This is a genomic window from Spongiibacter sp. IMCC21906, assembly GCF_001010805.1.
Taxonomy (GTDB): Bacteria; Pseudomonadota; Gammaproteobacteria; order Pseudomonadales; family Spongiibacteraceae; genus Spongiibacter.
The window spans coordinates 862,208-887,649 of sequence record NZ_CP011477.1; the positions used below are offsets into that span (position 1 = coordinate 862,208).

Here is a 25,442-nt window from a genome sequence, read left to right on the forward strand (position 1 = left end):
CCTTTGACCACTTGAGCCTGGCTGCTCGGAGAGCTTCAGAGCAGTGGTTGAAATAACCAATCTTCTCACGGTTCTCTGGGTTAGGAGGGTGGGGGCAGGTCCCATCATCACGATGGACTTCGTGTTCGCCAGTGGGTTGGGGGTTTCGATTTACAATATATCTCGTCATGGTTGGTAGCCTTAAGTTTCGAAAGAGAAAATCGGCAGAAGGCTCAACCTGAAGAGTCAAGTCTTGACGCTGGTTACCAAACAATCGAATATACGAGAGCACGTCGTTCGGATGTTTGGGTCAGCCCTTCTGCCCCTGCACGTCCTTGCGGTTAAGGTCGCTATTGTCGAGTTGCAGCTCGGTAGTAGCGGCCTTATTTCTTCTGTACCCGCCCCTAAGTAATTGCCAAAAATACTGGCTGTCTTGGGGTGGTTAAGAATCGTCCATCGGTACAAGATAGTGCGGTTTTGCTGGGGGTGCAAGCACTAGATGCTGTGTGCGGGGCGTGGATAACATGTGAGTAAGTCTGTGGGTATGTATCGACTTTGCCGCAAGCCAATTATTACGGGGTCTGTATGGATACTCAGTGGTGGCAGGCTGACAGTTTCGCCTCGGAAATTGGCCGAAAATTATGCGTCCCTCGAGCCCTAGTATCCTGTCACTACGTTACTATCCCGGCTTAACAGCTGCACCAACTTCGGGTGAATGAACAGCTTCTCCTTACCTACCTGCCGCTCCTCCAGTACGCCCACCTCACACAGCTGCTTTAGATAGACAGAAGCTGTCTGGCGTTTGGCAATGCCCGCATCCACAAGATTATAAATGCGGCAGTAAGGCTGCTGAAAGATCACTTGCAACAGTTCATGGCTGTATATCTTGGGCAGTTGGGCTTGCAGGTATTGCCCCGTGTGCTCCATCAGCTGGCGGGTAGCGGCAATCTTGGCGGTGGTCCACTGGGATGTGTGTTCTACTGCCGCCAACATATACAGAATCCAATCCTCCCAGTTCTGTTCCCGTGTCACGCCCAGTAATAGCCTGTAGTAGTCGGCTTTGTTCTGGACGATATGGCGACTCAGGTAAAGAATGGGCAGGGTAATCAGCCCCTGTTGAATCAGGTACAGAGTGTTCAGCACGCGCCCGGTGCGACCATTGCCATCGGTGAAAGGGTGGATGGCTTCAAACTGGTAATGGGCAATCGCCATCTTGATCAGGGGGTCGAGCCCGTCGTCGGCGTGGAGGAATTGCTCCCAGTTGCTCAGCAGTCTCTTTAGCTGGTCCTCGCCCTCTGGTGGGGTATAGATGACTTCGCCTGTGGCAGGGTTCATCAACTTGGTGCCGGGCACTCGGCGCACCTGCATATCCACGGATTTGATGGTGCTGCAAATATCAATCGCCGTGTTAGCGGTAAGTGGTCGCTCACTCAGCCTACGAAACCCCGTTGCTAGAGCGGTGCGGTAGCGCAGGGCTTCACGGGTGGCGGGGTCGGCGCTATCGTCCTCGTCGGCATACTGGAACAGCTTGTCGGTAGTGGTGACAATGTTCTCGATCTCCGACGAGTCCTTCGCCTCCAATAGCGGCAGCAAATTAATCAGCAGGCCCTGGTTAGGTAATAGCTCGCCTGCTTGCTTCAGCTCTGCCAGCGCCGCTCTGGCGGGAATGCAGGCTTTCAGTATGGCGATCGTCTCCATCGCCGCTCTGGTCGGGGGTAGTGGGGGCAGGGTATTGTAGGGCTGGTCGGCATGCCACATCGTGTTTAAGCTACGCTCTTTTGTCGACATGATGTCAGCATAAGTCGATTGCATCGACATGACAAGAAAATGTGTCGAAAAAATATAACAATATCGACATGATATCGTGGGGTGTGTAGTATCAGCTCGTAAAAATGCCAATGCTGCCAAGCACCTTAGAAACTTTGAGAATTATCGATTACGTGTGCTGGCCCATTGTGGATGGGACGGTGTAATTAACAGAGTGAGATGAGTGCCATCCCTCGTTAATGGGGTAGAGTCTGAATATAGGGGAAAGCCACTAATGATGGTGCCCAGAGGCGGAATCGAACCACCGACACGAGGATTTTCAATCCACTGCTCTACCGACTGAGCTATCTGGGCATCAGATGCGTGGCTGATCAGCTACGCAAGAGGCGCGTATTAAACCCGTTCCAAAACGGGGAGTCAAGTCTTTGAAAGCAAGGACTATTCACTTGGTGGTACATAGCCTTCTGCTTGTTCAAAATCATCGCCTGCAAAGAATTTATCCATCTCTGCCTGGAGGAATTTACGGGATTGTGGGTCCATCATGCTGAGCTGTTTTTCGTTGATCAGCATGGTTTGATGGGTTTGCCACTCTTCCCAGGCTTGTTTTGAGACATTTTCATACACATCCTGCCCTTTGGGGCCGGGGTAGGGAGGCTTCGCTAGGCCTTCCATGTCTTTTTTGTATTTTTTGCAGAATACGCTGCGAGTCATATTTGAGCTTCCGTTAGTAGGTCTGTCTGCACTGCCGCGTTCAGTAGTTTTTTGACGGGTGCGGCAAGGCCGATTTTTTGTTGAGGCTGACCGTTATACCAGAGCTGGGATTCACCTTCCATGACGCAGCCGGGTTCACGGTTGAGCTTTATGTGAATTGGGTGAATATCCAGGTGGAAGTGGCTGAATGTATGGCGAAGCTGTGCCCAGGGTTGGATGCGGCCACTGCTGTTGAGCTGTCTAGTCAAAAAGTCTTCTATCGAGGCGTCAACTTCCAGTTCAGGTAAACACCATAGTCCGCCCCAAATGCCGCTGCCGGGTCTTTGTTGTAGGAGTATTTCACCCTGTGGGTTTTCAATGATCAGCATGGTGGTCTGCCTGACGGGGATTTGCTTGCGGGGTTTTTTGCCGGGGAAATCGCTTTGTTGACCTAGCGCGAGTGCCTGGCAATCTGCTGAAACGGGGCAAATCTCACACTGGGGGCGGCTGCGGCTGCAGAGGGTGGCCCCTAGGTCCATGATGGCTTGGGTGTAATCCGCCACGCGCTGTTCAGGGGTGTAAGTCTCGGCCATTGCCCATAGCGTTTGTTCTACGCTTTTTTGTCCTGGCCAGCCGGTAACCGCACCATGGCGGCTGAGTACACGCTTTACGTTGCCATCGAGAATGGCGGCGCGGCCACCACAGGCAATACTGAAAATGGCGCCAGCGGTGGAGCGGCCAATACCGGGCAGAGACTGAATGTCGTCGACGGTACCCGGGAAGTTGCCCGCAAAGTCGTTAATGATGATTTGGGCGGCTTTGTGAAGGTTGCGGGCGCGGGCGTAATAACCGAGTCCCGTCCAGAGTGATAGCACTTCATCGCTGGGAGCATCGGCCAGATCGCTGACGTTAGGGAATCGCGCCATAAAACGTTGGTAATAGGGGATGACGGTGCTGACTTGTGTTTGCTGCAGCATGATTTCTGACACCCAAACCCGATAGGGTGAGATGTGTTGCTGCCACGGTAGGTCTTTGCGGCCGTGTTGGTCAAACCAGTCCAGGAGCCTGTTGCTGAAGCTGTTTTTAGTCACTTGGCCTTCTTTGGTCGAGTTGTTTGGAGGTGCTTAGGCGTTGCCAGTTAGGGTCGTTGCCAGCGCCAAGTGTTCCCTTGGGCTTTAAACCCCATTTCTGTGAACAGCTCGCTGAGTTCGGCTGCGTTGCCTAAATCAGCTGATAGGGTCTCTAGCTCTTCTGGCAGAATTTTGAAGGTTTGGATCAGTAGCTGTCGGGCGACGCCCCGGCGCCGGGTTATTGCACGAACCGTCAGCCTGGCCATCTCAAAGTCGCCGCCATGGATGGGGGTTAAGGTCAGTGCGCCTAGCAGGCGACCATTAAAACGGCCACCGATGAGCAGCAGTTTATCGCTCTGGGCTCTCGCCAGAAGTTGCTCGCTCTCACCCGGATAGAGAATTTCTAGGTCTGAGGCGTCTTGATCTGGACAGTTCTTGATGATTTCTGCGTATATGGGCATCTATTAAGGGTCTGCTTGATGTAATGCGGGTCGGGATTTTTTATAATGGGCTATTGTAAGCAATTTAACACTGAGGCGTCGATGAGCGAGCGCAAGGCGACAGTTAGTCGCAACACCCTCGAAACACAAATTACCGTAAGCGTAAATCTGGACGGGATTGGTCAATCTCAGTTCGAGACTGGCGTGCCCTTTCTTGATCACATGATGGACCAAATTGCCCGTCACGGTATGATTGATTTGATGGTCAATGCCAAAGGTGATTTGCATATTGATGCCCACCACACGGTTGAAGATATCGGCATCACCCTTGGTCAGGCTTTTGCTGAGGCCGTTGGCGATAAAAAGGGTATTGCCCGTTACGGCCACGCCTATGTGCCCTTGGACGAAGCGTTGTCCCGGGTGGTGATTGATTTTTCTGGTCGCCCAGGTATGGAATACCACGTGCCTTATACCCGTGGCAGCGTGGGCGGCTTTGATGTGGATTTGTTCTCTGAGTTTTTTCACGGCTTTGTCAATCACGCCAAGGTAACCCTGCATATCGACAATCTGCGCGGTGTTAACACCCATCACCAGGCTGAGACGGTGTTTAAAGCATTCGGCCGGGCGCTACGTATGGCGCTGTCGGTGGATGAGCGTATGGCGGGTATCACCCCGTCCACCAAAGGTTGCTTGTAGAGGTTGTAATGGCGAAAGCATCAGTTGCCGTTATCGACTACGGCATGGGTAATCTGCACTCTGTTGCCAGTGCCCTAGAAAAAGTTGGTGACGGGGTAGTCGTTCACGTCACCGATTGTCCCGATACTATTTTGTCCGCCGACCGGGTTATTTTCCCCGGTGTTGGCGCCATCCGCGATTGCATGGCAGAGCTAAAGGCGCGTGATTTGGATGAGGTCATTCAGGAAGTGGCCGCACAAAAACCGCTGCTGGGTATTTGCGTCGGTATGCAGGCAATGATGGAAAGCAGTCAGGAAAATGGCGGCGTGGCTTGCCTGGATATTCTGCCCGGCGAGGTAAAGTTTTTTGGCAAAGACCTGCGGGATAATGCTGGCGAGCGTTTGAAGGTTCCCCACATGGGCTGGAACAACGTCAAACAATGTGGTGCCCACCCTTTGTGGAAAGACATTGCTGACGACAGCCGTTTTTACTTTGTGCATAGCTATTATATCGATGCGCCGGAGTTTGTGGCGGCGACGTGTCAGTACGGTGTCGAGATCCATGCTGCCTTGAGTTGCGATAATGTTTTTGCAGTACAGTTTCACCCAGAAAAAAGCGGTGATAACGGCCTGCAATTACTGCGCAATTTTCTGGCTTGGGATCGTCCCCAGCAGTTTTTTCCAGTCTCTGAATAATTTATTAGGTCTTTAATATGTTGATAATTCCCGCGATTGATCTCAAGGATGGCGCCTGCGTGCGTCTTCGTCAGGGAGAAATGGATGACGCCACGGTATACGGCAGTGATCCGGTAGAAATGGCAGCCCGCTGGGTGGCTGAAGGTGCCCGCCGCTTGCATTTGGTAGACCTGAATGGCGCCTTTGATGGCAAACCGATGAACGGTGAAGCTGTGATGGCCATTGCCAAGGCTTATCCCGATCTGCCCATTCAAATTGGTGGCGGCATTCGCTCACTGGATACCATTGAGCAATATCTGGCGGCGGGGGTTAATTACGTCATCATTGGTACCAAAGCGGTGAAAGAACCGGAATTTGTCGCCGAGGCCTGTCGTGAATTTCCCGGTGCGGTCATTGTGGGTTTGGATGCAAAGAACGGCTTGGTGGCTACCGATGGCTGGGCCGAGGTGTCTACTATTCAGGCTACTGAGTTGGCTAAGCGCTTTGAGCAAGACGGCGTTAGCTCTATTGTTTACACCGATATCAGTCGCGACGGCATGATGCAGGGCGTCAATATCGATGCCACTGTTGCTATGGCTCAAGCCAGTAGCTTGAAGGTGATTGCCTCGGGTGGCGTGACCAATATGGACGATATTCGCGGCCTTAAAAAGGTCGCTGATGCGGGTATTCTTGGTGCGATAACTGGTAGAGCTATTTACGAAGGCGAGTTGGACCTGAAAGAAGCGCAGACGTATTGCGACGGGTCGGCATAGCTTTAGCGTTATTTATTGTAAAAGGTGCAGATATGGCATTGGCTAAGCGAATTATTCCCTGTCTTGATGTTGATAAGGGCCGGGTCGTAAAGGGCGTTAACTTTGTAGGCATTCGCGATGCTGGCGACCCAGTAGAAGTGGCCAAGCGCTATAACGAGCAAGGCGCGGATGAAATCACTTTTTTGGATATCACCGCTACTCACGAAGGCCGCGAAACCACGGTGCATACGGTTGAACAGATCGCGGCGGAGGTGTTTATTCCTCTCACCGTGGGCGGCGGTATTCGTGAGATCAAGGATATTCGCGCGATGCTTAATGCCGGCGCTGATAAAGTCGCCATCAATTCTGCGGCCATCACTAACCCCGATTTTGTGCGCGAAGCAGCGGAGCGGTTTGGCTCCCAGTGCATCGTGATTGCCATCGATGCCAAGCAGGTCGATAACGAGGCTGACGGCAGCCCCCGTTGGGAGATTTTTACCCACGGCGGCCGCAAGCCTACCGGAATTAATGCGGTGGCGTGGGCCGTGCAAATGGTTGAAAACGGCGCTGGAGAAGTGTTGCTAACCAGTATGGATGGCGACGGTACCAAGAAGGGTTACGATCTTGCATTGACTCGCGCCATTGCCGAAGCCGTGTCGGTGCCAGTTATTGCGTCGGGTGGCGTCGGTAATTTAGATCATTTGGTCGACGGTATTATTGAAGGTAAAGCGGATGCGGTATTGGCGGCCAGTATCTTCCACTTTGCGGAATACAGCGTGCCAGAGGCCAAGGCCTATATGGCCGAGAAAGGTATCGAAGTGCGTTTATAATCTAAATCAAGGAATTCCCGCGCCGCTACAATAGCCGCGCGGGTCGTTGGTTCAGCCTTCTTTATCCGTAAACATATTGGGCACTGCTTTTTTAGCTTTGCTCATAAAGTGCAGGCCCTTTAGCAGGTTTAAGGCTTCATACAGTTGGTTGTCGTCTTCGGCGAGCTTGTTGTTACGCTCCCCGTTAACGCGGCTGGCCCCGGTACTTTCTTCTCCTTTATCTGCGCCCAAATGCCCGGCTAAATCAGCCTCGGTCACTTGCTTGTTAGCCCGCAAGGTTTCGACTTTGGCGCGCTCTACAAAGATGTCGGGAATAATGCCCTGGGCCTGAATAGAGCGACCACCAGGGGTGTAGTAACGGGCCGTGGTGAGCTTAATCGCGCTTTTCTCAGACAGCGGCAATACCGTTTGTACCGAGCCTTTGCCAAAGCTTTGGGTGCCCATGATGACTGCCCGGCGATGGTCCTGAAGAGCCCCGGCGACAATCTCAGAGGCCGAGGCAGAGCCACCGTTGATAAGCACCACCATGGGAGTCTCGTCGGCAGGTTGACGTTTGCCGGCCATAAACCGGCTGTAGGCGTTGGGCAATCGGCCTTCGGTGTAGACGATCAGGCCTTCGTTCAAAAACAAATCCACTAGCTGCACCGAGGCTTGCAGTAAGCCACCGGGATTGTTGCGCAGGTCTAGTACCAGGCCCTGAAGCTCTTCTTTGTGGGCATGGAGTTTTGCCAGCTCTTTGCGGGCATCTGCGCCGGTGCGATTTTGAAATTGAGAGATGCGAATATAGCCGTAACCGGGTTCCAGCATTTCACTGCGGACACTGGCAACGGTGATGATGTCCCGTTTCAGCTCGACATCAAAGGGCGTGTTTTTACCATTGCGAAGAATGGTCAAAATGATTTTGCTGCCCTTGGGGCCGCGCATCATGGTGACGGCTTCTTGCAAGTTGAGGCCTTTAATGGGTTTGTTGTCAATTTGAATAATGAGGTCGCCGGGCTGAATACCGGCTTTTTCCGCGGGAGTGTCGTCAATGGGGGCGATGACTTTTACAAAGCCATTTTCCATGCCGACTTCAATGCCCAGGCCGCCAAACTCACCCGTGGTATGGCTTTGCAGGTCTTCAAATGATTCTTCGTCAAGATAGTCTGAATGGGGGTCGAGTCCACTGAGCATGCCGCGAATGGCGTTTTCCAATAAGGTTTCGTCGTCGACTTCTTCAACATAGCTTTGACGAATCTGATTAAAAACATCGGCGAAGTTTCGCAGCGATTGTAGTGGCAGCTGACCCTGTTCTTCGGGGTTTTGCTGCGCACTGCTCTGGTCCTGAGCCCAGGTGGCTAAGGGGGCCAGCAAGCTCAGGGTAAGGAGGGTGATAGCACTGAATCGACGAGATTCCCGCATGGACTAAATCCTGATTAATAACAAAAACAGCGGCCATTGTAGCCCGCTTTACTGGTGGATGACGATGCTGCGCCGCCAATACGCGTGCTTAGCGGCACCATTGGGAGGGATTTACGGGGCGGCCTTTGTAGCGGATTTCAAAATACAGCCCCGCTTGGCGTTTGCCGCCGCTATTACCCAGGGTGGCGATGGATTCTCCCCCTTTAACCCAGTCGCCTTCTTGGCGGAGCAGGCTCTGATTGTGGCCATATAAACTGAGGTAGCCGCCGCCGTGATCAAGAATAATCAGCAGCCCTGTGCCCCGTAACCAGTCGGCAAACACTACCCGGCCATTGTGTATTGCGCGAATGGTATTGCCTTGATTGCCGCTTATTTGCACTCCTTGCCAAGTTACTGCGCTGCCTTGGCGAGGGCTGCCGTAGCGATTGAGGTGCTTGCCGGAGGAGGGCCAGCGGAGTTTGCCTCGCATTTTTGCAAAGGGCTCGTTGTTGGTGGGGATGGCAATATTGGCAATGTCGTCGTCGATGCGGCGTAGTACATCTTCCAGGGCTTGGCGCTCTTCCCCTAAGTTCTTTAACGAGCCCTTTTGGCTCCCCAGTTCTTTGTCCAATTTGGCAATCTGCTGACGGCGGTCGCTCTGCTGTTCTTTTAATTCTTCTTGCTGATCCTTGAGGTCTTTGCGGGTGTCTTCAAGCGCTTCTTGTTCGGCAATGATCGCGGGCAGGAGACGCTCTAACTCCTGCAAGGTGCTTTTATACTCGGCGACTTTTTTGCTGCGGGCCTTATTAAAATATTCGTAATAAGTGAGATTGCGGGTGAGGGCGTCGGGGTTCTCTTGATTCAGCAGCATTTTGAGCGGCGTTTCTTGATTCAAGGTATAAGCTTTGCGAAGTTGTTCGGCGATTTTCTCTTTTTGTTGCGCTTGTTGAGCTTGCAGCGTGCGTTGGCGCTGGTGCAGCGTATTCAGCTTTTGGCTTTGCTGTTGGTATTTGGTTTCGGTGCGGTGCAGTTTTGCGGCCAGCGCGCCAATTTCTGTTTCTATACGCTGCAGTTTTTTGGCGGCCCTGCTGCGATTGCCCTGGGTGCTGTTAATGTCATTTTTCAAACGCTCAATTTGTTTGTTGAGGGCCTCCAGCTGTTGCTGGGTAGAGGGCCCTTCTGCTTTTGCAGGGACGCAAAAAAATATTAGCGCAAAAACGTAAACAACTAACCGCAGGCAAGGTTGCAAGATGCCGCTTCCCTGTTATTGAGTGGCAAGTAGGTTGCGCCCTGTCATTTCTGCGGGCTGCTCAATGTCTAATAGTGCCAGCATGGTGGGAGCAATATCGGCCAGGCGGCCACCTTTTTCCTGCAGTTTGACATTGTCATGGCTACCTACATAAACCAGTGGCACCAGCTCAGTGGTGTGTTGGGTGTGGGGCTGGTTGGCGTCGTGGTCGACCATTTGTTCGCAGTTGCCGTGATCAGCGGTAATCAGGCAGTGGCCCCCCACCTCTAAAATGGCGTCGGTCACGTGTTTGATGCAGTCATCCAGTGCTTCTACCGCTTTTACGGCGGCATCAAATACCCCGGTATGGCCAACCATATCGCCATTGGCGTAGTTACAAACGATGGTGTCGTACTTGCCGCTGCGAATGGCCTCGACCAGCTGGGCCGTTACCTCGGGGGCACTCATTTCTGGTTGCAAGTCGTAAGTGGCAACGTCGGGAGAGGGGATTAGCTTGCGATCTTCGCCGGTGTAAAGCGCTTCACGGCCACCGCTAAAGAAAAAGGTCACGTGGGCATATTTTTCGGTTTCGGCAATTCGCAGCTGAGTTTTGCCCGCTTTCTCCATTAATTCGCCGTAGCTGTTGACGATGTTGTCGGGTGGGTAGGCCACGCTGCCGTCAATGTTGTCGGCATATTGGGTGGTCATAACAAAGCTGGATAGGGCGGGTCGCTGGCCGCGGTCAAAACCGTCAAACTCGTTGTCGACAAAGGCGCGACTGATTTCTCTTGCCCGGTCGGCGCGAAAGTTCATAAAAATAACCGCGTCGCCATCGGCAATTTTGGTGGCCTCTTGGCCTTGGCTGGCAATAATGGACGCGCTGACAAACTCGTCATTTTCGTCACGGGCGTAAGCCGCCGCTAGAGCGTCGTCAGTGTTGGCGTACTGAAATTCAGCTTGGCCGTCGCGCAGCAGGCGATAGGCTTTTTCGACCCTATCCCAGCGGTTGTCGCGATCCATGGCGTAATAGCGACCAATCATCGATGCGGTGCGACCGCATTTAAGCTCGGCAAATTTGGCGTCGATTTTTTCCAGCGAGGCTTTGGCGCTCCGGGGTGGCGTGTCCCTGCCATCTAAAAAGGCGTGCAGGTAAACGTTTTTGGCGCCACGCTCTGCGGCCAGATCAATCATGGCGAGTATATGATTTTGGTGGCTGTGTACGCCCCCGTCTGAAAGCAGGCCGAGAATATGTACGGCTTTGTCGGATTGTACGGCTTTATCGACGGCGTCGGTGTAAACGGGGTTTTTAAAGAAGTCACCGTCAGCTATTTCTTTGTCAATTTTGGTAATGTTTTGATACACCACCCGGCCGGCACCTAAGCTCATATGGCCCACTTCCGAGTTACCCATTTGTCCTTCGGGCAAACCAACGTCTAAGCCCGAGCCAGAAATTAGCGTGTGAGGCGCAGATTTCCAGAGCCGATCCCAAGTGGGAGTGGCCGCGTGATAAATGGCGTTGTCCTCGGGGGCTTCCCGGTAGCCAAAACCATCTAAGATGATTAGCGTGACGGGTTTCTTTGCTTGGGATTGGTCTGGGGCTTGGTTATCAGTCATGGGTCTCGGGTCTTGAAATTTTTAGAGCGGGCCCCATTGTAACTTTTCGAGTGCGGCGAGGCTATGTGAGCGGGTGAGAAAAGCGAGGCGCACGTGTATACTCGCGCTTTTGCCTGCTGCGTCTGTTGGCTGGCGTTAACAGAGAGTTTTCATGGAAAAGTTGATTCTATTTATCGGTGAGCAGTGGATTTTGGTCGGCGGCTTGGTGAGTTGCGTTATGCTGCTGAGTTTTCACGAGTCTCGTCGTGCCGGTAAAGCTTTGTCGCCCCAGCAGGTGGTAAACCTTGTAAACCAGCAGCAAGCGGTGGTGATTGATCTGCGAGATAAGGCGGAATACAGCAAAGGACATATTATGGACTCTGTGAATGTGCCCTTTAATAAGTTGGATGCCGACATTGATCGTCATGCTGGCGATAAAGACAAGCCAGTTGTGTTGGTTTGCAAGTTGGGGCAGCATTCCAGTGCAGCTGGGAAAAAGCTGGCTGCAAAAGGCTATTCTCAAGTACATCGCCTTAAAGGTGGTGTTGGTGAGTGGCAGCAAATGCAAATGCCTTTGGTAAAGTAAGAGGGCGAGCAAATGACAGACGTAACAATTTATACCACTCGGTTTTGCCCTTTCTGCGTTCGCGCCAAACACGTGCTTACGAATAAAGGCGTCGCGTTTAAAGAAATTCCGGTAGATGGTGACAATGCCATGCGTCGCGAATTGCAAGAGCGCAGTGGTCAGCGCACCGTGCCGCAAATTTGGATAGGTGAGCAGCACATTGGTGGCTGTGATGAATTAATGGCCCTTGATCGTCAGGGGCAGTTAGATGTGATGCTCGCAGAATAAATCGAGCGTTATTAATTATGAAAAATCGAAACAGGAACCCCCATGGCTGATCAAGATCCGGCTCAAGCAAAATTTGCTCTGAAGCGTATTTACATCAAAGACTTATCTTTTGAGTCTCCCGCTGCTCCGTTGGTGTTTACCAAGCCTTGGCAGCCCAAAATGCATGTGGACTTAAATACCCGCAGCGAAAAAATCGGCGATAGCGATTATGAAGTGGTGCTTAGCGTCACCGTGACCGCCAAGCTAGAAGAAGAAACGGCATTTTTGATTGAAGTCCATCAGGGCGGTTTGTTTCTGGCTGAGGGTGTAGAGGGTGAGCAGCTGCGCCAAATTTTAGGTATTGCCTGCCCAAATATGTTGTTCCCCTATGTACGTGAAGCTGTTGATTCAGCTGTTGTTAAAGGCGGTTTTCCAGCATTGGCATTGCAGCCAGTGAATTTTGAAGCGCTGTATCGCCAAGCCCAGCAAGATGCTGCCAAACAGCAATCTGCTGAAAGTACTACTCATTAAGTAGAGGCGCGGTCGTGTTTCATATTGCTTTGCACGAACCGCGTATTGCCCCGAATACCGGTAACATCATTCGGCTGGTTGCCAATAATGGCTGCCAGCTGCATTTGATTGAGCCGCTCGGTTTTGATCTTGAAGAAAAAAAGCTGCGCCGGGCCGGTCTGGATTATCGAGACATGGCTCGGGTGCATCGCTACCCCGATTACCCTTCTTTTTTGGCTGCCATGGCGGGCCGCCGTATTTTTGCCCTGACCACTAAGGGTTCTCGCAATTATGCCGATGCCGCCTTTCAGGCTGATGATGTGCTGTTATTTGGTTCTGAAACAGCGGGGCTGCCGCAAGATATTCGCGATGCACTTGGCGTCGAGCACTGCTTGCGGGTGCCGATGATGGCGGGGGCGCGGAGTTTGAACCTGTCTAACACGGTTGCATTGGTGAGTTATGAAGCCTGGCGGCAGCTGGGGTTTTTAGGCAGCTAATTTGCTGTGTTGTTGCTGTTGGCAGCAGGGTGGATGACTCCCAGTTGTGAATGAGCTTGGCCCTACTAGACCTTTGCCCTATGTGGGCATCCCATCACTCGCCCTTCGGATGCGTTGCGGTTGATTCGGGGCTGTGCCCCTCACTCTTCGGGCGCCTATCGGCGTCCAAAACGATAAAGCCGTTTTGTCTCAAAATTCAAAGGGAAAACGCTGCGGAACTCGCCTGCGGCTTCAACAGTCCTCGCTAAAAGTTTTCCCCTTGAATTTCTGCAACGCTTGGTGAGTTCAAAGGGGGGGAAACCAAAAACCAAAGCCGCGAAGCGCGCAGGGCACCGATGGCAGTTTTTCGCCATCGGCAGCGGAATTGGGGTGTGCTTTTCTTGCTTACTTCTTTTTCACACAAAAAGAAGTAAGTCGCCCAGCGGGGCGAAACAATAAAGACTCGAAAAAGAAATTCGATGGGCTGGTTCAGGTGCGAAGAAAAACCACGCTAGTGATGAGTCTCAAGTGGGGCAAAGTCGCGGTCGGCGCCCGCTCCTACTGGGCCGTATTCGGTGTGGAAGAAGGCGGCTGCTGCGACAAAAAAGATGTGACGAGGACTTAATCCTCGTCATCGCCTCCCATGCCGAGTTCTTTGATCTTGCGAGTCAGGGTATTGCGCCCCCAGCCCAGTAAGTTGGCGGCATCCCGCCGACGGCCATGGGTATGACGCAGCGCGGCTTCTATCATAATGCGTTCAAATTGCGGTACTGCGCGATCGAGCAGTTTGTCGCGGCCTACCATGAGTTCTTGATCGGCCCAACGCCGCAAATTGTCCTGCCAGTTGGAAGCGGGAGCGGCTTCACCTTGAGGGCGTTCCAATAGTTCGGGTGGCAGGTCGTCAATATGGATTTCACGGCTGGAGGCCATCACGGTCAACCAGCGGCAGGTGTTTTCTAATTGCCGAACGTTGCCGGGCCATTCCAGTTGGCTTAGGTATTCTTCAGTTTCGGGGCGTAGCCGCTTGGGTTCAACGTTCAGTTCTTCGCCGGCACTGATAAAGAAGTGCTGCATAAGTTTGGGGATGTCTTCCCGGCGCTCGGCGAGTCGTGGTAAGTGAATGCGAATGACGTTGATGCGGTGAAATAAGTCTTCCCGAAAGGTGTTGTTTTGCACCAGTTTTTCTAAGTTTTGGTGGGTGGCGGCAATGATGCGCACATCCACTTTTACCGGAGTGTGGCCGCCGACACGATAGAATTCACCGTCGGCTAATACGCGTAGCAAACGAGTTTGGGTGTCGGCAGGCATATCGCCGATTTCATCTAGGAATAATGTGCCGCCATTGGCTTGCTCAAAGCGGCCTCGGCGCTGGGCGCTGGCACCGGTAAATGCTCCTTTTTCATGGCCAAATAATTCAGATTCCATCAAATCTTTGGGGATGGCGGCCATGTTTAGTGCAATAAAGGGTTTGCTGGCGCGGGGGCTGTGGCGATGCAGTGCTTGGGCGACCAGCTCTTTACCCGTGCCGGATTCGCCGTTGATCAGCACGGTGATGTTGGATTGTGACAGTCTACCTATGGCCCGAAAAACTTCTTGCATGGCTGGGGCTTCACCGATGATTTCAGTGCTTTCCAGTGGCGGTTCTTCTGGCAGGAGATTTTTGTTTTTGTTGGCGTGTTGCAATGCCCGCTGGGTGGTGGCCACCGCGTCATCTACATCAAAGGGTTTGGGCAGGTATTCAAAGGCGCCGCCTTGATAAGACGCTACGGCACTGTCCAGGTCGGAGTGGGCGGTAGTGATAATAACCGGTACATCGGGGTGGATTTCGTTGATCCGGGACAGCAACTGTAGTCCGTCTATGCCCGGCATGCGAATATCGCTAATGATGGCATCGGGCACTTCGCCTTGCAGCTCGCTCAACAGGGCGTCGCCGTTTTCGAAGCTGCGGGTAACAATGCTTGCTTGGTTTAATGCTTTCTCTAGCACCCAGCGAATTGATCGGTCATCGTCTGCAATCCAAACTACATGGGTTTCGCTCATGATGCTTGCTCCAAAGGTATAAACAACGAGAACTCCGTGCGCCCGGGTTCGCTATTACACTCTATTAATCCGTTGTGATGATTCAAAATTGATTGGGCGATGGATAAGCCTAACCCCGAGCCTTGAGCTCGGCCGCTGACCATAGGCAGGAAGATCGAGGCGCGTAGGTCTTCAGGAATGCCTGGGCCGTTGTCGATAATGTCTACTCTGGAGACGAGTCGGTAGCGATGTGAGCCAATGGTGAACTGGCGCATGCTGCGACTGCGAATCACAATAGTGGGTTCATCGTCTTCGGGGGGATCTTGTCCCAGCGCTTGCTGGGCATTGCGCATAACGTTGAGAAAAGCCTGAATAAGTTGTTCTCGGTCGCCCAATACATCGGGAATGCTGGGATCGTAGTCGCGTATGACCCGAATACCCCCATCGCTTTCGGCTTCTACCAGTTGACGCACGCGTTCTATTACTTCGTGAATATTCGTGTCTTGTTTCTCTGGCGCTTTGTGGGGGCCAAGCATGGTATCGACTAAGTTGCGTAACCGGTCAGCTTCTTCAATGATGATGTTGGTGTAGTCGTGGAGCTTGGGTTCGCTGAGTTCTCGGGCCAGCAATTGAGCTGCGCCCCGCAGGCCCCCCAGGGGATTTTTGACTTCGTGGGCGATGCCGCGAATCAAAGCTTGGCTGTTTTGCTGAGAAGAGAGCAGGCCTTCTTCGCGGCTAATACGCAGCAGTCTGTCTAGGGGTTGTAGCTCAATAATCAAGGAGGTGCGCTGGCCTTCTAATACAGGGGTTACGGCATAGTCGACGGTAATTTCTGCGCCAGAGCGAAGTGTCAGCACGGTTTCGCGCTTGGTATAAGCTTCGCAGTTGTTGATGGCATCCAGGAGTTTGACTAGCGTGTCTTCTTGTTCGTGAAATAAGCGCGTAATAGCTTCGCCGTGTATGCGTTGATCCGATACGGCTAGCAATGATTCTGCCGCCGGATTGATATAGCTCACCGTCAGATTAGGCTCAACCAGCAGAATTGCTGTTTTGAGGTTGTCCAGAATGTGGTGGTGAATGTTATTCGGGGGCATAGGGTCGCCAGTGCTTTCATTATGTTCAGGTTTAGCAATTTCCAGGCCAAGCCGGGGGCATTTGTTGGTGTTGAGATAAAGTCTGCAAATGCGCTGAAGTCCCATAATGGTGCGGCCTGGTGCGATGTGCTTGGTCGGCTTTTTATCAGCCTTGGCAAGGCAGTATACGCGAGAGTGCGCAAGTTTGGTGCACGAAGAAGAAGGGTGGTGCGCGCCTATGCTTAATTGTTGGGCCAGTAAACCATGATTCGAATGCTGTCGCTGCCAATCGACCTGTTTTTCTCGTCAATCAGCTGGACTTTTATGTGATGGGGGCCGCGGCTTAATTGTGGGATGTCGATGTGAGTTTGTCGTCCTGAGGCAAGTACCTGACCGTCTAGGCTTATTTTAATTTGAAAGTCTTTCGGCAGTGGTTTGCTCAGGGCGACTTTAACTTGAGTGCCGATTAAGCCATTAGCTAAAATTTGTCCGTCTTTCGGGTGGCGGATGCTTAAGTTGGGTATGTCCTCCGAAACAGCGGGACGCTTGTTTTTTGGGGGAGGCGGGGTCTCGACTGCCGGGCTTGTGTTGGTGTCTGGAATATCGATAGCAACCGCATTTTTGGCTTTGGTGTCGCTAAAAACGGGATTACCGTGTTTGTCTACGGAGCGGTAGATTTCTGCGCTAACACTGGCAGAGAGTAGAAGGCTGAAAATCCCGAGGATAGTGACTAAGTGCATGCGTTTGTCCGGGCAGGGCCGTGTTGGCTGTGGTTGAGATGTTACTAGTATTTCTTGCCTGATGGTGATCTTGCAAGGCAAATTTCAGGCACAAAAAAGCCCGCCATAGAGCGGGCTTAAAAGACCCTTGTGGGAGAGTTACACGCTGTAGTACATATCAAACTCAACCGGGTGAGTTGTCATGTTCAGGCGCTCGATTTCTTGAGATTTCAGGTCGATGTAAGCATCGATCATGTCGTCGTCAAATACGCCGCCAGCTGTCAAGAAGGCGCGGTCAGCATCCAGTGCTTGCAGAGCCATGTCCAGGCTAGAGGCAACGGTTGGAATGTTAGCTGCTTCTTCTGCAGGCAGGTCGTAAAGATCTTTGTCGGCAGCATCGCCGGGGTGGATCTTGTTCTGGATGCCGTCCAGGCCGGCCATCAGCATACAGGCGAAGGCCAGGTATGGGTTAGCTGACGCATCTGGGAAGCGAACTTCTACGCGGCGAGCTTTAGGGTTGCTGATGAAAGGAATCCGAATAGAAGCGGAGCGGTTGCGAGCCGAGTAGGCCAGCATAACGGGTGCTTCAAAGCCGGGAACCAGGCGTTTGTACGAGTTGGTAGACGCGTTGGTAAATGCGTTGATTGCGCGAGCGTGCTTGATGATACCGCCAATGTAGAACAAGGCTGTTTCAGACAGGCCGCCGTAAACGTCACCGGTAAACAGGTTCTGACCGTCCTTGCTCAAAGACTGGTGAACGTGCATGCCGCTACCGTTGTCGCCAACGACAGGCTTGGGCATGAAGGTCGCTGTTTTGCCGTAAGCGTGTGCAACGTTGTGTACGCAGTACTTAAGAATCTGTACTTCGTCCGCTTTTTTCACGCCCGTGTTGGGGCCAACACCGATTTCACACTGGCCCGCAGTACCCACTTCGTGGTGATGTACTTCAATGTCCAGTCCCATGTCGGTCATGGCGTTACACATGGCGGCACGCAGATCGTGCAGGCTGTCTACTGGCGGAACGGGGAAGTAACCGCCTTTAACGCCGGGGCGGTGACCGATGTTGCCTTCTTCAAAGTTGTCGCCTGATTTCCACGCAGCTTCGTCAGAAGCAATAGCGTAGCTGGCGCCTTCCATGCCGATTTTCCATTTTACATCGTCAAATACGAAGAATTCGGGCTCGGGTCCAAACAATACGTTGTCGGCAATGCCGGTAGAGCGCATGTAATCTTCAGCGCGCTGAGCAATGGAGCGAGGGTCGCGGTTGTAGCCCTGCATGGTGGTGGGCTCAACGATACCGCAACGGATAATAATGGTGACTTCTTCGGTGAAGGGGTCGAGTACCGAGGCTTCGTCGTCTGGCATCAAAATCATGTCTGATTCGTTAATGCCTTTCCAGCCAGCGATAGACGAGCCGTCAAACATTTTGCCATCTTCAAAGAAGCCTTCGTCAATTTCGCCAACAGGCATGGTGACGTGCTGTTCTTTACCCTTGGTGTCGGTGAAGCGCAGGTCAGCCCATTTAACATCATTATCGGCGATTAGCTTCAGAGTTTTCTCTGACATTCGTTATGTCCTCCAAAAGAGAGTATTTTTAGAATCGGTAGGCCCGAATTTTGCGATTATATTCTCATTGCACGGGGCCAGCATAGCGGCCTTTTGTGTGACCTGCATTACAGCAAAATGCGTGCCATTAAACTGAGCGTTATTATGCGTTGTTTTTAGGGGGTTTTGCTAGTTATGCGTAAAAAGCGCGCAATAAATATTAGCTTGAGACCCTTTTTGGTGCGATTCTGGGTTTTTGTGTTCAGTTTTGGTGCGGTATGTTTGTTTCTGACTGGGGCATTCAAAGTCGGTATAATGCGGCGCTGTTTTTATCATTCCCTCCGGTGCGTTAATGAAGTTCATCGTAAAGCTGTTTCCTGAAATTATTATTAAAAGTAAGCCTGTGCGAAAACGCTTCACTCAGCAGCTTAAAGATAATCTGCGTAAATTGCTGAAGCCGCTGGATCCCCAGGTGCAGGTTATTCGGGAGTGGGATCGCATCATTGTTGAAACCCGGGTGGAGGAGGTCGGAATTGTTCAATCGATGGTTGAAGTATTAAGGAATACCTCCGGCATCGCCCATTTTTTAGAAGTGGTTGAGCATCCGCTGGGAGATTTGGACGAGATTTATCAGCATACCAAGGCGGCAGTAGGTGAGAGTTTAAAAGGGAAAACCTTTGTGGTGCGCTGCAAGCGCAGCGGTCAGCACGACTTTGGCTCTGGGGATGTTGAGCGCTATGTTGGCGGCGGTTTATTTCAGTTTTGTGAGACCGGGGGGGTAAGCCTCAGCAAGCCTGATATCACGGTACGACTGGAGATACGTAAGGACCAGCTCTATGTTATTCGCCGTCGTCATGAAGGGCTGGGCGGCTTTCCCATGGGCAGTGTCGATTCGGTTATGTCGCTGCTCTCCGGGGGCTTTGATTCCACCGTGTCGAGTTACATGACCATGAAGCGGGGTTTGCGAACCCATTATTGCTTTTTTAATCTGGGCGGTCGTGAACACGAGATGGGCGTGCAAGAGGTGGCATTGTATCTTTGGCAAAAATTTGGGGCATCTCATCGCGTCAAATTCATCTCTGTGCCCTTTGAAGATGTGGTGGCGGAAATTTTAAAGAACGTCGAGAACTCGCAAATGGGGGTGATACTGAAGCGCATGATGTTGCGGGCGGCCTCCGAGCTCGCCGCGCAGTTGGAAGTGCCGGCATTGGTGACCGGGGAGAGCGTGGCGCAGGTGTCGAGTCAGACGCTGACCAATTTGAGCGTGATCGACAGCGTTACCGACACCTTGGTGCTGCGGCCATTAATTACCATGGATAAACTGGATATCATCAAAATAGCGGCGCAGATTGGTACCGAGGAATTTGCGGCTAATATGCCCGAATACTGCGGGGTGATATCGGTTAAGCCAACGACCAAGGCCAAGCCCGAGAAGATTGCGGCACAGGAGGCGTTGTTTGATTTTACTGTGTTAGAAAAAGCAGTCTCTTCTGCGCGCTTGATTAATATTGATGCCCTTGTCGATGAAGAATTTGCTCGCACAGAGGTTGAAGTGTTGCCGATCCCCTTACCTGGTGCAGTGATTATCGATGTGCGTCATCCCGATGAGATTGAGCGGCAACCCTTAGCGGTGGCTCAGGCTGATGTGGCGGAGATTCCCTTTTACGAGCTGCACCGGCGGGCGGCCTCCCTGGATCGCACAAAAATCTATCAGCTTTACTGCGACAAGGGGGTGATGAGTCGTCTTCACGCCGCCCATTTAATGGAGCAGGGATTTGAAAATATTAAGGTGTACCGTCCATCATGACTGATCAGAATATTACCCCCTTATTTGAATTTACTATCGAGCCGCGCTGGTTTGATGCCGACCCCTTGGGGCATATCAATCACGTTCAGTATTTTCGCTACCTGGAAGAAGCCCGGGTTAAATGGATGAGCAGTGCTGACTATCTACGCGCTTTAAGCAACGATGTCGCCTACGTCATGTTGATGGTGAACGTGGGTTTGGATTTTCGCCGCGAGCATCATCACCCAGAAGCATTGAGTGCGCTGGCCTATGTCAGTCATGTCGGTAATAGCAGTTTTCGTCTGCATCAGCAGCTGTTTGCAAAAGATAGCGGAGAATTAGTCGCCGAGGGGCCTGCAAGTTTGGTGTGGGTCAGACTGGAAGATCATAAACCTGAGCGTATAAGCGATGCTATGCGAGAATTGTTAGGCCGACATTTGCGGCCAGAATAATCCATTCGTCTTAACTTTCGGTCTTGTTTTTGCTCGCTTCACTCTGCCCAAGGCTAAAGTTGTAGAGCTTAAAGCGCTGGTTTTCTACTGTCAGGGTAGCGGTCATGATGGCGCTGCCCTCGCTAAAGCTTACCCGGCTGCTATAGCTCAGTTTGGCTTGGTCGCTAAATATCGATAGTGCGGCGCTGAGTCGTGATAGCTGCGGCGAGTCCATACTTTGATAGCGACCTAAATGACGGTAGTGATCCATGAGGGTTTGCAATTGCTCATCGCTGACTTGGGCCTTGGCCTCGCGGGCTAACTGGTCTTTAAGCACTTCTGCATCCCAGCGCGAAATCTCGGTTAACGCTAAATCCAAGTATTGGCTGGCGTTGTCTTGGTAGTGATCTTGTACTTCTCCGCTGTAGTAATACAGGCTGCCAAACAACACTAAGCTGGCAATCACAAAAATCCGCAGGCTAATATTTTTCACGTTGATCTCGTTGTTTTTGGTCGATGAAAGTGTTGTTGCTTTAGATGAATCGGCCCTAATCAAAGAGCGCTTGCAGAGCGCTAAAAAGGCCGAGACTATGCAGGAAAACCACCAGAATGCCAAATGGGGCAATAAACCGCAGCACAAAACGCCACGCTGAAAAGAGGGGCCCGTTGGCCATGCCGGTTTCATCCAAAACGCGTTTTGGGTCCAGTCGCCAACCGACAAATAAGGCAATAAGCAAGCCGCCCAGTGGCAGCATAATGTTGGCTGTTATGTAATCCAGTGCATCAAATACTGCGCTGTAATGAATCGAAGCAACCCCGCCTACCCAGGCAATCAGTCCCAGCCCGTAGGTGGATAGGCGCCGATTGATGTTTTGTTTTTCCAGCCAGGCGACGCCGGGCTCGATCAATGAAATGGACGAACTTAGTGCGGCAATGCTGACCAGGGCAAAAAACAAACTGCCAAAAAACACGCCGCCGGTCATATTGGAAAAGGCTACTGGCAGTGTCACAAACATCAATCCTGGCCCTTGCCCCGGTGTCAGTCCGTTGGCAAAAACCAGCGGAAACATGGCCATGCCGGCCAGCAAGGCAATGACAGTATCCAGCACGGCAATGGTCATGACGGTTTTGCCGATTGAGGCGTGGCCGGGAAAGTAAGCGCCGTATGCCATGATGGCACCCATGCCTAAACTCAGGGTGAAAAAAGCGTGGCCCATGGCGATCAGAATGGCGTCTCCGCTTAAGCGGCTGAAGTCAGTGTCGAACATAAAGTGCAGGCCAGCGCTGAAATCACCGTTAATGGCGCTGTAGCCCACTAAAATAATCAGAAACAGAAATAACAGCGGCATAAGAATTTCTACCGCCTTGCCAATGCCTTTGGCCACGCCAGCGGCGACAACGGTGGCGGTGATAAAGCTGAACAGGCTGTGCCAGATAAGTTGTTGGGAGTCGCTGGTAAGCAACTCGTTGAAATGGGCCTCTATTTGCGCGGGGTCGGCACCGTGATAGTTGCCAGAGACGCTTTGGAATACATATTCCAGTGCCCAGCCCGCCACGACACTGTAAAACATCATAATCATCAAGCCGGCAATCATGCCGATGCCGCCGACAAGTCCCCACACTTTCGTGCCGCCTGATTCGCGGCTCAATGCAAGCATGCTGTGAATCGGGTCGCTACGGCCTGTTCTGCCCACCATAATTTCGGCAATCATGACCGGTATGCCGATGAGCAAAATGCAGGCAAGGTAAACCAGTACAAAGGCGCCGCCGCCGTTTTCGCCGGTAATATAGGGAAACTTCCAGATGTTGCCTAAGCCTACGGCAGAGCCGGTAGCGGCGAGAATAAAGGTCCAACGAGATTTCCAGGTAACAGGCGCGGGCTGATTCATGGTGGGTAAGCGGTCCCTTTTGTTGGTGTGGGGTAGGCCCCTGTCTGTTGCGATTGTAGCGATATTCCCATTGATGCCCAAATGTCGGCTGTCCCGTGCGGTGGTTAATTCTTGATTGCGCCATAGTGAGCGGGTATTTCGGGCGTTTAAAACGAGACCTTACTTAGTGGCTGGTGTATACTGCGCGCCCAATTTCTCCAACGATGTTCTTCCCCATGATTGATGACCTGCGCAATATCGCTATTATTGCCCACGTTGACCACGGTAAAACTACTCTGGTCGATAAACTGCTTAGCCAGTCGGGCACCCTAGACCGCCGCAACCAGGATGCCGAGCGCATCATGGACTCCAACGATCAGGAGAAAGAGCGGGGAATAACCATTCTGGCGAAAAACACCGCCATTCGTTGGAATGGCTACCGTATTAATATCGTAGATACCCCAGGACACGCCGACTTTGGTGGCGAGGTCGAGCGGGTTATGTCTATGGTAGACAGCGTGCTACTGCTGGTCGATGCCGTTGACGGCCCCATGCCCCAAACGCGCTTTGTAACTCAAAAAGCTTTTGAGAGTGGCCTTAAACCTATTTTGGTCGTTAACAAAGTTGATCGCCCCGGTGCCCGTCCAGACTGGGTTATCGATCAGGTGTTTGATCTGTTTGATCGTCTTGGTGCCACCGACGAGCAGTTAGATTTTCCGATTATTTACGCCTCGGCACTGAACGGCGTAGCCGGGCCGGAAGCGGACCAGCTGGCAGAGGATATGACGCCGCTGCTTGAAATGATCATAGACAAAGTCCCCTCGCCACAGGTGGACGGAGACGGTCCTCTGCAAATGCAGATTTCGGCATTGGACTACAATAGCTATGTTGGTGTTATTGGTCTCGGCCGTATTACCCGTGGTTCGATGAAGCCCAACGAGCAGGTTGTTATCGTCGGTGCCGATGGCAAACAGCGTAAGGGCCGGGTATTGACGGTGATGGGCTATCACGGCCTGGAGCGGGTTGAGGTCGAGAAAGCCGAAGCGGGTGATATTGTTTGTATCACCGGTATCGAAGGTCTGAATATTTCCGACACCGTCTGTGCCCAGACTACCCCCGAGGCATTGCCACCGCTGACGGTGGACGAGCCCACTGTTAGCATGACTTTCCAGGTTAACGATTCGCCTTTCGCTGGTTTGGAAGGTAAGTACGTCACTTCGCGAAATATCCGTGAGCGCCTGGATCAAGAGTTGATTCACAATGTCGCGTTGCGGGTTGTGCAGGGTGATAGCCCTGATAAGTTTAAAGTGTCTGGTCGTGGTGAGCTCCACCTGTCGGTTTTGATTGAAACCATGCGCCGTGAAGGCTTTGAGCTAGGTGTGTCCCGGCCGGAAGTGGTTCAAAAAGAAATCGACGGCGTCATGATGGAGCCTTACGAGCAAGTCGTTATCGATGTGGAAGAACAGCATCAGGGTTCGGTGATGGAAGAGCTTGGTCTGCGTAAGGCTGAGCTGACCAATATGGAACCCGATGGCAAAGGCCGGGTTAAACTGGAGTTTATGGCGCCTGCGCGGGGGCTTATTGGTTTCCGTGGCCATTTCCTCACGCTCACGTCGGGTAGCGGCATTATGACTACCGTCTTTGATCACTATGGTGAAGTGAAGATGGGTGAGATGGCCGGTCGCCAAAACGGGGTATTGGTGTCAATGGTGAAGGGTAAAACCCTGGCCTATGGTCTGTTTAATCTTCAGGATCGTGGTCGTTTGTTCCTGGGCCATGCTGAAGAAATTTACGAAGGTCAAATTATTGGCTTGCATTCGCGCTCTAACGACTTGGTGGTTAACCCCACCAAGGCCAAGCAGCTGACTAACGTTCGTGCTTCTGGTACGGATGATGCTCTGACCCTGTCGCCCCCAGTGCGCCACACGCTAGAGCAGGCACTGGAGTTTATTGAAGACGATGAGTTGGTAGAAGTGACCCCAAAAAGCATTCGTCTACGCAAAAAGCTGCTGACCGAAAACGAGCGCAAGCGCGCTGGTAATAAGTAAGCACCGCTATTCCTTCGGGACGAAGTTTCCTCACTGCGCTACACTCAGATAGTGCGCAGTGAGGAGATTGAGATATGCAGGCTCTATACCCCGACATCAAGCCTTTCCGCAGTCACCATATGGCCGTTGAGCCTCCCCATATTTTATATGTGGAAGAGGCGGGCAATCCCGACGGTATTCCGGTTGTATTTCTTCATGGCGGCCCCGGTGCCGGGCTAAGCCCTAAAGCCCGATGCTTTTTCGATCCTGAACGCTATCGCATTATTTTATTTGATCAGCGTGGCAGTGGTCGCTCTGAGCCCCATGCCTGTTTAGAAAATAACACTACCCAGGGCTTGATCACGGATATGGAAGTGATTCGAGATAGCCTGGGTATTGAGCGCTGGATTTTATTTGGTGGCTCTTGGGGCTCAACCTTGGCGTTGGCCTATGCCCAGTGTTATCCCGAGCGGGTCAATGCCATGATTCTGCGGGGCATCTTTTTGTGTCGCCTCCGTGAGTTGAACTGGTTTTATTGCGAAGGCGGGGCCAGCCGTATCTTCCCTGACTATTGGCAAGACTTTACTGAGGGGGTTGTTCGCCGCGACAAAGAAAGCTGGATTGAGGCTTACCATCGTGCCTTACATGCTGACAACGAAGTGGCGAGAATGGCCGCTGCAAAAGCGTGGAGTCAGTGGGAGGCGCGGTGCTCAACATTGCGCCCAAATCACGATATAGAAGAAGGTATGACCAGTCCGCATGCGGCGGTGTCGATGTCTCATATTGAAACCCATTATTTTATGAACGGAGCGTTTCTTGAAGAAAACCAATTACTGAAAAATATGGATCGCATCGCGCATATTCCCGGCATTATCGTTCATGGCCGATACGACATGATTTGTCCGTTAGAAAATGCAGTTGAAGTTCATCGTCGCTGGCTTGCTGCCGAGTTACATGTTGTTCGCGATGCCGGACACTCGGCCTATGAACCTAGTATTGCCGATGCCCTTGTTAAAGCAACAAATGATATTGCGGATATGTTCGACGATGTTATGTAGAGAGAATACAAAGGAAGTTT

25 protein-coding genes and 1 tRNA gene are annotated in these 25,442 nt (G+C 52.2%); 12 read left to right on the forward strand and 14 right to left on the reverse strand.

Features of this window, described 5'->3' with window-relative positions; translation table 11 throughout:
- Window positions 1-636: 636 nt before the first annotated feature.
- The 5 genes from fic to IMCC21906_RS16210 form a co-directional block, all read right to left on the reverse strand.
- Complete coding sequence (gene fic / locus IMCC21906_RS03975) at window positions 637-1,767, reverse strand: protein adenylyltransferase Fic (RefSeq protein WP_369795813.1); 1,131 nt, start codon at window positions 1,765-1,767, stop codon at window positions 637-639.
- A gap of 257 nt (window positions 1,768-2,024) precedes the next feature.
- A tRNA-Phe gene (locus IMCC21906_RS03980) sits at window positions 2,025-2,100 on the reverse strand.
- Window positions 2,101-2,184: 84 nt separating this feature from the next.
- Window positions 2,185-2,457 carry an oxidative damage protection protein gene (locus IMCC21906_RS03985; protein WP_047011091.1) on the reverse strand — a complete coding sequence of 91 codons (273 nt, stop codon included), beginning with the start codon at window positions 2,455-2,457 and terminating at the stop codon, window positions 2,185-2,187.
- Window positions 2,454-3,527, reverse strand: coding sequence for an A/G-specific adenine glycosylase (mutY, locus tag IMCC21906_RS03990; RefSeq protein WP_047011092.1), 1,074 nt, complete (start codon window positions 3,525-3,527; stop codon window positions 2,454-2,456). Before mutY ends, IMCC21906_RS03985 begins: the two co-directional genes overlap by 4 nt.
- A gap of 47 nt (window positions 3,528-3,574) precedes the next feature.
- On the reverse strand, window positions 3,575-3,967 hold the full coding sequence (locus IMCC21906_RS16210; protein WP_052763355.1) for an acetyl-CoA sensor PanZ family protein: 393 nt from the start codon (window positions 3,965-3,967) through the stop codon (window positions 3,575-3,577).
- A gap of 81 nt (window positions 3,968-4,048) precedes the next feature.
- On the opposite strand from IMCC21906_RS16210, the gene hisB reads away from it, so the two are divergent.
- The 4 genes from hisB to hisF are packed head-to-tail and all read left to right on the forward strand — an operon-like array spanning window position 4,049 to window position 6,877.
- A complete protein-coding gene (gene hisB, locus IMCC21906_RS04000) occupies window positions 4,049-4,642 on the forward strand; it encodes an imidazoleglycerol-phosphate dehydratase HisB (RefSeq protein WP_047011093.1) in 594 nt (197 codons plus the stop codon).
- Window positions 4,643-4,650: 8 nt separating this feature from the next.
- Window positions 4,651-5,316, forward strand: a complete 666-nt coding sequence (gene hisH, locus IMCC21906_RS04005) for an imidazole glycerol phosphate synthase subunit HisH (protein WP_047011094.1) — start codon at window positions 4,651-4,653, stop codon at window positions 5,314-5,316.
- A 17-nt stretch (window positions 5,317-5,333) separates the two neighbouring features.
- Window positions 5,334-6,068: a 1-(5-phosphoribosyl)-5-[(5-phosphoribosylamino)methylideneamino]imidazole-4-carboxamide isomerase gene (hisA, locus tag IMCC21906_RS04010; protein WP_047011095.1), complete on the forward strand. Its 735-nt coding sequence runs from the start codon at window positions 5,334-5,336 to the stop codon at window positions 6,066-6,068.
- Window positions 6,069-6,100: 32 nt separating this feature from the next.
- Window positions 6,101-6,877, forward strand: coding sequence for an imidazole glycerol phosphate synthase subunit HisF (gene hisF / locus IMCC21906_RS04015; RefSeq protein ID WP_047013119.1), 777 nt, complete (start codon window positions 6,101-6,103; stop codon window positions 6,875-6,877).
- Between the two features lie 51 nt (window positions 6,878-6,928).
- On the opposite strand, the gene IMCC21906_RS04020 is transcribed toward hisF, so the two are convergent.
- The 3 genes from IMCC21906_RS04020 to gpmI all read right to left on the reverse strand — a co-directional run bounded on the left by IMCC21906_RS04020 (window position 6,929) and on the right by gpmI (window position 11,099).
- On the reverse strand, window positions 6,929-8,278 hold the full coding sequence (locus IMCC21906_RS04020; protein WP_047011096.1) for a S41 family peptidase: 1,350 nt from the start codon (window positions 8,276-8,278) through the stop codon (window positions 6,929-6,931).
- An 88-nt stretch (window positions 8,279-8,366) separates the two neighbouring features.
- Window positions 8,367-9,506, reverse strand: coding sequence for a murein hydrolase activator EnvC (locus tag IMCC21906_RS04025; protein WP_082117343.1), 1,140 nt, complete (start codon window positions 9,504-9,506; stop codon window positions 8,367-8,369).
- 15 nt (window positions 9,507-9,521) lie between these two features.
- Window positions 9,522-11,099 (reverse strand): 2,3-bisphosphoglycerate-independent phosphoglycerate mutase, encoded by a 1,578-nt coding sequence (gene gpmI, locus IMCC21906_RS04030; RefSeq protein WP_047011097.1) that lies wholly within the window; start codon window positions 11,097-11,099, stop codon window positions 9,522-9,524.
- 151 nt (window positions 11,100-11,250) lie between these two features.
- Here gpmI and IMCC21906_RS04035 point away from each other — a divergent pair, with 151 nt between their 5' ends.
- Genes IMCC21906_RS04035 through IMCC21906_RS04050 form a run of 4 tightly spaced genes read left to right on the forward strand, consistent with a single transcriptional unit; the run spans window position 11,251 to window position 12,917 of the window.
- The gene (locus tag IMCC21906_RS04035) at window positions 11,251-11,664 is read left to right on the forward strand and encodes a rhodanese-like domain-containing protein (RefSeq protein ID WP_047011098.1); all 414 of its coding nucleotides are present in this window, start codon (window positions 11,251-11,253) and stop codon (window positions 11,662-11,664) included.
- 12 nt (window positions 11,665-11,676) lie between these two features.
- Entirely contained in the window at window positions 11,677-11,931 is a 255-nt protein-coding gene (grxC, locus tag IMCC21906_RS04040) for a glutaredoxin 3 (protein WP_047011099.1), read from the forward strand.
- Between the two features lie 42 nt (window positions 11,932-11,973).
- Window positions 11,974-12,441, forward strand: a complete 468-nt coding sequence (gene secB / locus IMCC21906_RS04045; protein WP_047011100.1) for a protein-export chaperone SecB — start codon at window positions 11,974-11,976, stop codon at window positions 12,439-12,441.
- Between the two features lie 14 nt (window positions 12,442-12,455).
- Window positions 12,456-12,917, forward strand: coding sequence for a tRNA (cytidine(34)-2'-O)-methyltransferase (locus tag IMCC21906_RS04050; RefSeq protein ID WP_047011101.1), 462 nt, complete (start codon window positions 12,456-12,458; stop codon window positions 12,915-12,917).
- A gap of 600 nt (window positions 12,918-13,517) precedes the next feature.
- Here IMCC21906_RS04050 and ntrC read toward each other — a convergent pair.
- From ntrC to glnA, 4 genes are all read right to left on the reverse strand, one after another.
- A complete protein-coding gene (gene ntrC / locus IMCC21906_RS04060) occupies window positions 13,518-14,936 on the reverse strand; it encodes a nitrogen regulation protein NR(I) (RefSeq protein ID WP_047011103.1) in 1,419 nt (472 codons plus the stop codon).
- Entirely contained in the window at window positions 14,933-16,009 is a 1,077-nt protein-coding gene (gene glnL / locus IMCC21906_RS04065) for a nitrogen regulation protein NR(II) (RefSeq protein ID WP_047013121.1), read from the reverse strand. The genes ntrC and glnL overlap by 4 nt, the downstream gene beginning before the upstream one ends.
- 221 nt (window positions 16,010-16,230) lie before the next feature.
- Window positions 16,231-16,728, reverse strand: coding sequence for a DUF4124 domain-containing protein (locus tag IMCC21906_RS04070; protein WP_047011104.1), 498 nt, complete (start codon window positions 16,726-16,728; stop codon window positions 16,231-16,233).
- Window positions 16,729-16,866: 138 nt separating this feature from the next.
- Window positions 16,867-18,273: a glutamate--ammonia ligase gene (gene glnA, locus IMCC21906_RS04075; protein ID WP_047011105.1), complete on the reverse strand. Its 1,407-nt coding sequence runs from the start codon at window positions 18,271-18,273 to the stop codon at window positions 16,867-16,869.
- 331 nt (window positions 18,274-18,604) lie between these two features.
- Between glnA and thiI the strand changes: the two genes are divergently transcribed.
- Window positions 18,605-20,059, forward strand: coding sequence for a tRNA uracil 4-sulfurtransferase ThiI (gene thiI, locus IMCC21906_RS04080; protein ID WP_047011106.1), 1,455 nt, complete (start codon window positions 18,605-18,607; stop codon window positions 20,057-20,059).
- The gene (locus IMCC21906_RS16215; RefSeq protein WP_052763357.1) at window positions 20,056-20,490 is read left to right on the forward strand and encodes a thioesterase family protein; all 435 of its coding nucleotides are present in this window, start codon (window positions 20,056-20,058) and stop codon (window positions 20,488-20,490) included. Before thiI ends, IMCC21906_RS16215 begins: the two co-directional genes overlap by 4 nt.
- Before the next feature lie 10 nt (window positions 20,491-20,500).
- On the opposite strand, the gene IMCC21906_RS04090 is transcribed toward IMCC21906_RS16215, so the two are convergent.
- Together IMCC21906_RS04090 and IMCC21906_RS04095 are read right to left on the reverse strand one after the other, a co-directional pair.
- Window positions 20,501-20,962: a hypothetical protein gene (locus IMCC21906_RS04090; protein ID WP_156165980.1), complete on the reverse strand. Its 462-nt coding sequence runs from the start codon at window positions 20,960-20,962 to the stop codon at window positions 20,501-20,503.
- A gap of 55 nt (window positions 20,963-21,017) precedes the next feature.
- Window positions 21,018-22,358, reverse strand: a complete 1,341-nt coding sequence (locus tag IMCC21906_RS04095; RefSeq protein WP_047011108.1) for a sodium-dependent transporter — start codon at window positions 22,356-22,358, stop codon at window positions 21,018-21,020.
- Window positions 22,359-22,573: 215 nt separating this feature from the next.
- On the opposite strand from IMCC21906_RS04095, the gene typA reads away from it, so the two are divergent.
- Entirely contained in the window at window positions 22,574-24,385 is a 1,812-nt protein-coding gene (gene typA / locus IMCC21906_RS04100; protein WP_047013123.1) for a translational GTPase TypA, read from the forward strand.
- Window positions 24,386-24,459: 74 nt separating this feature from the next.
- Window positions 24,460-25,422: a prolyl aminopeptidase gene (pip, locus tag IMCC21906_RS04105; protein WP_047011109.1), complete on the forward strand. Its 963-nt coding sequence runs from the start codon at window positions 24,460-24,462 to the stop codon at window positions 25,420-25,422.
- The last annotated feature ends 20 nt before the right edge of the window (window positions 25,423-25,442 follow it).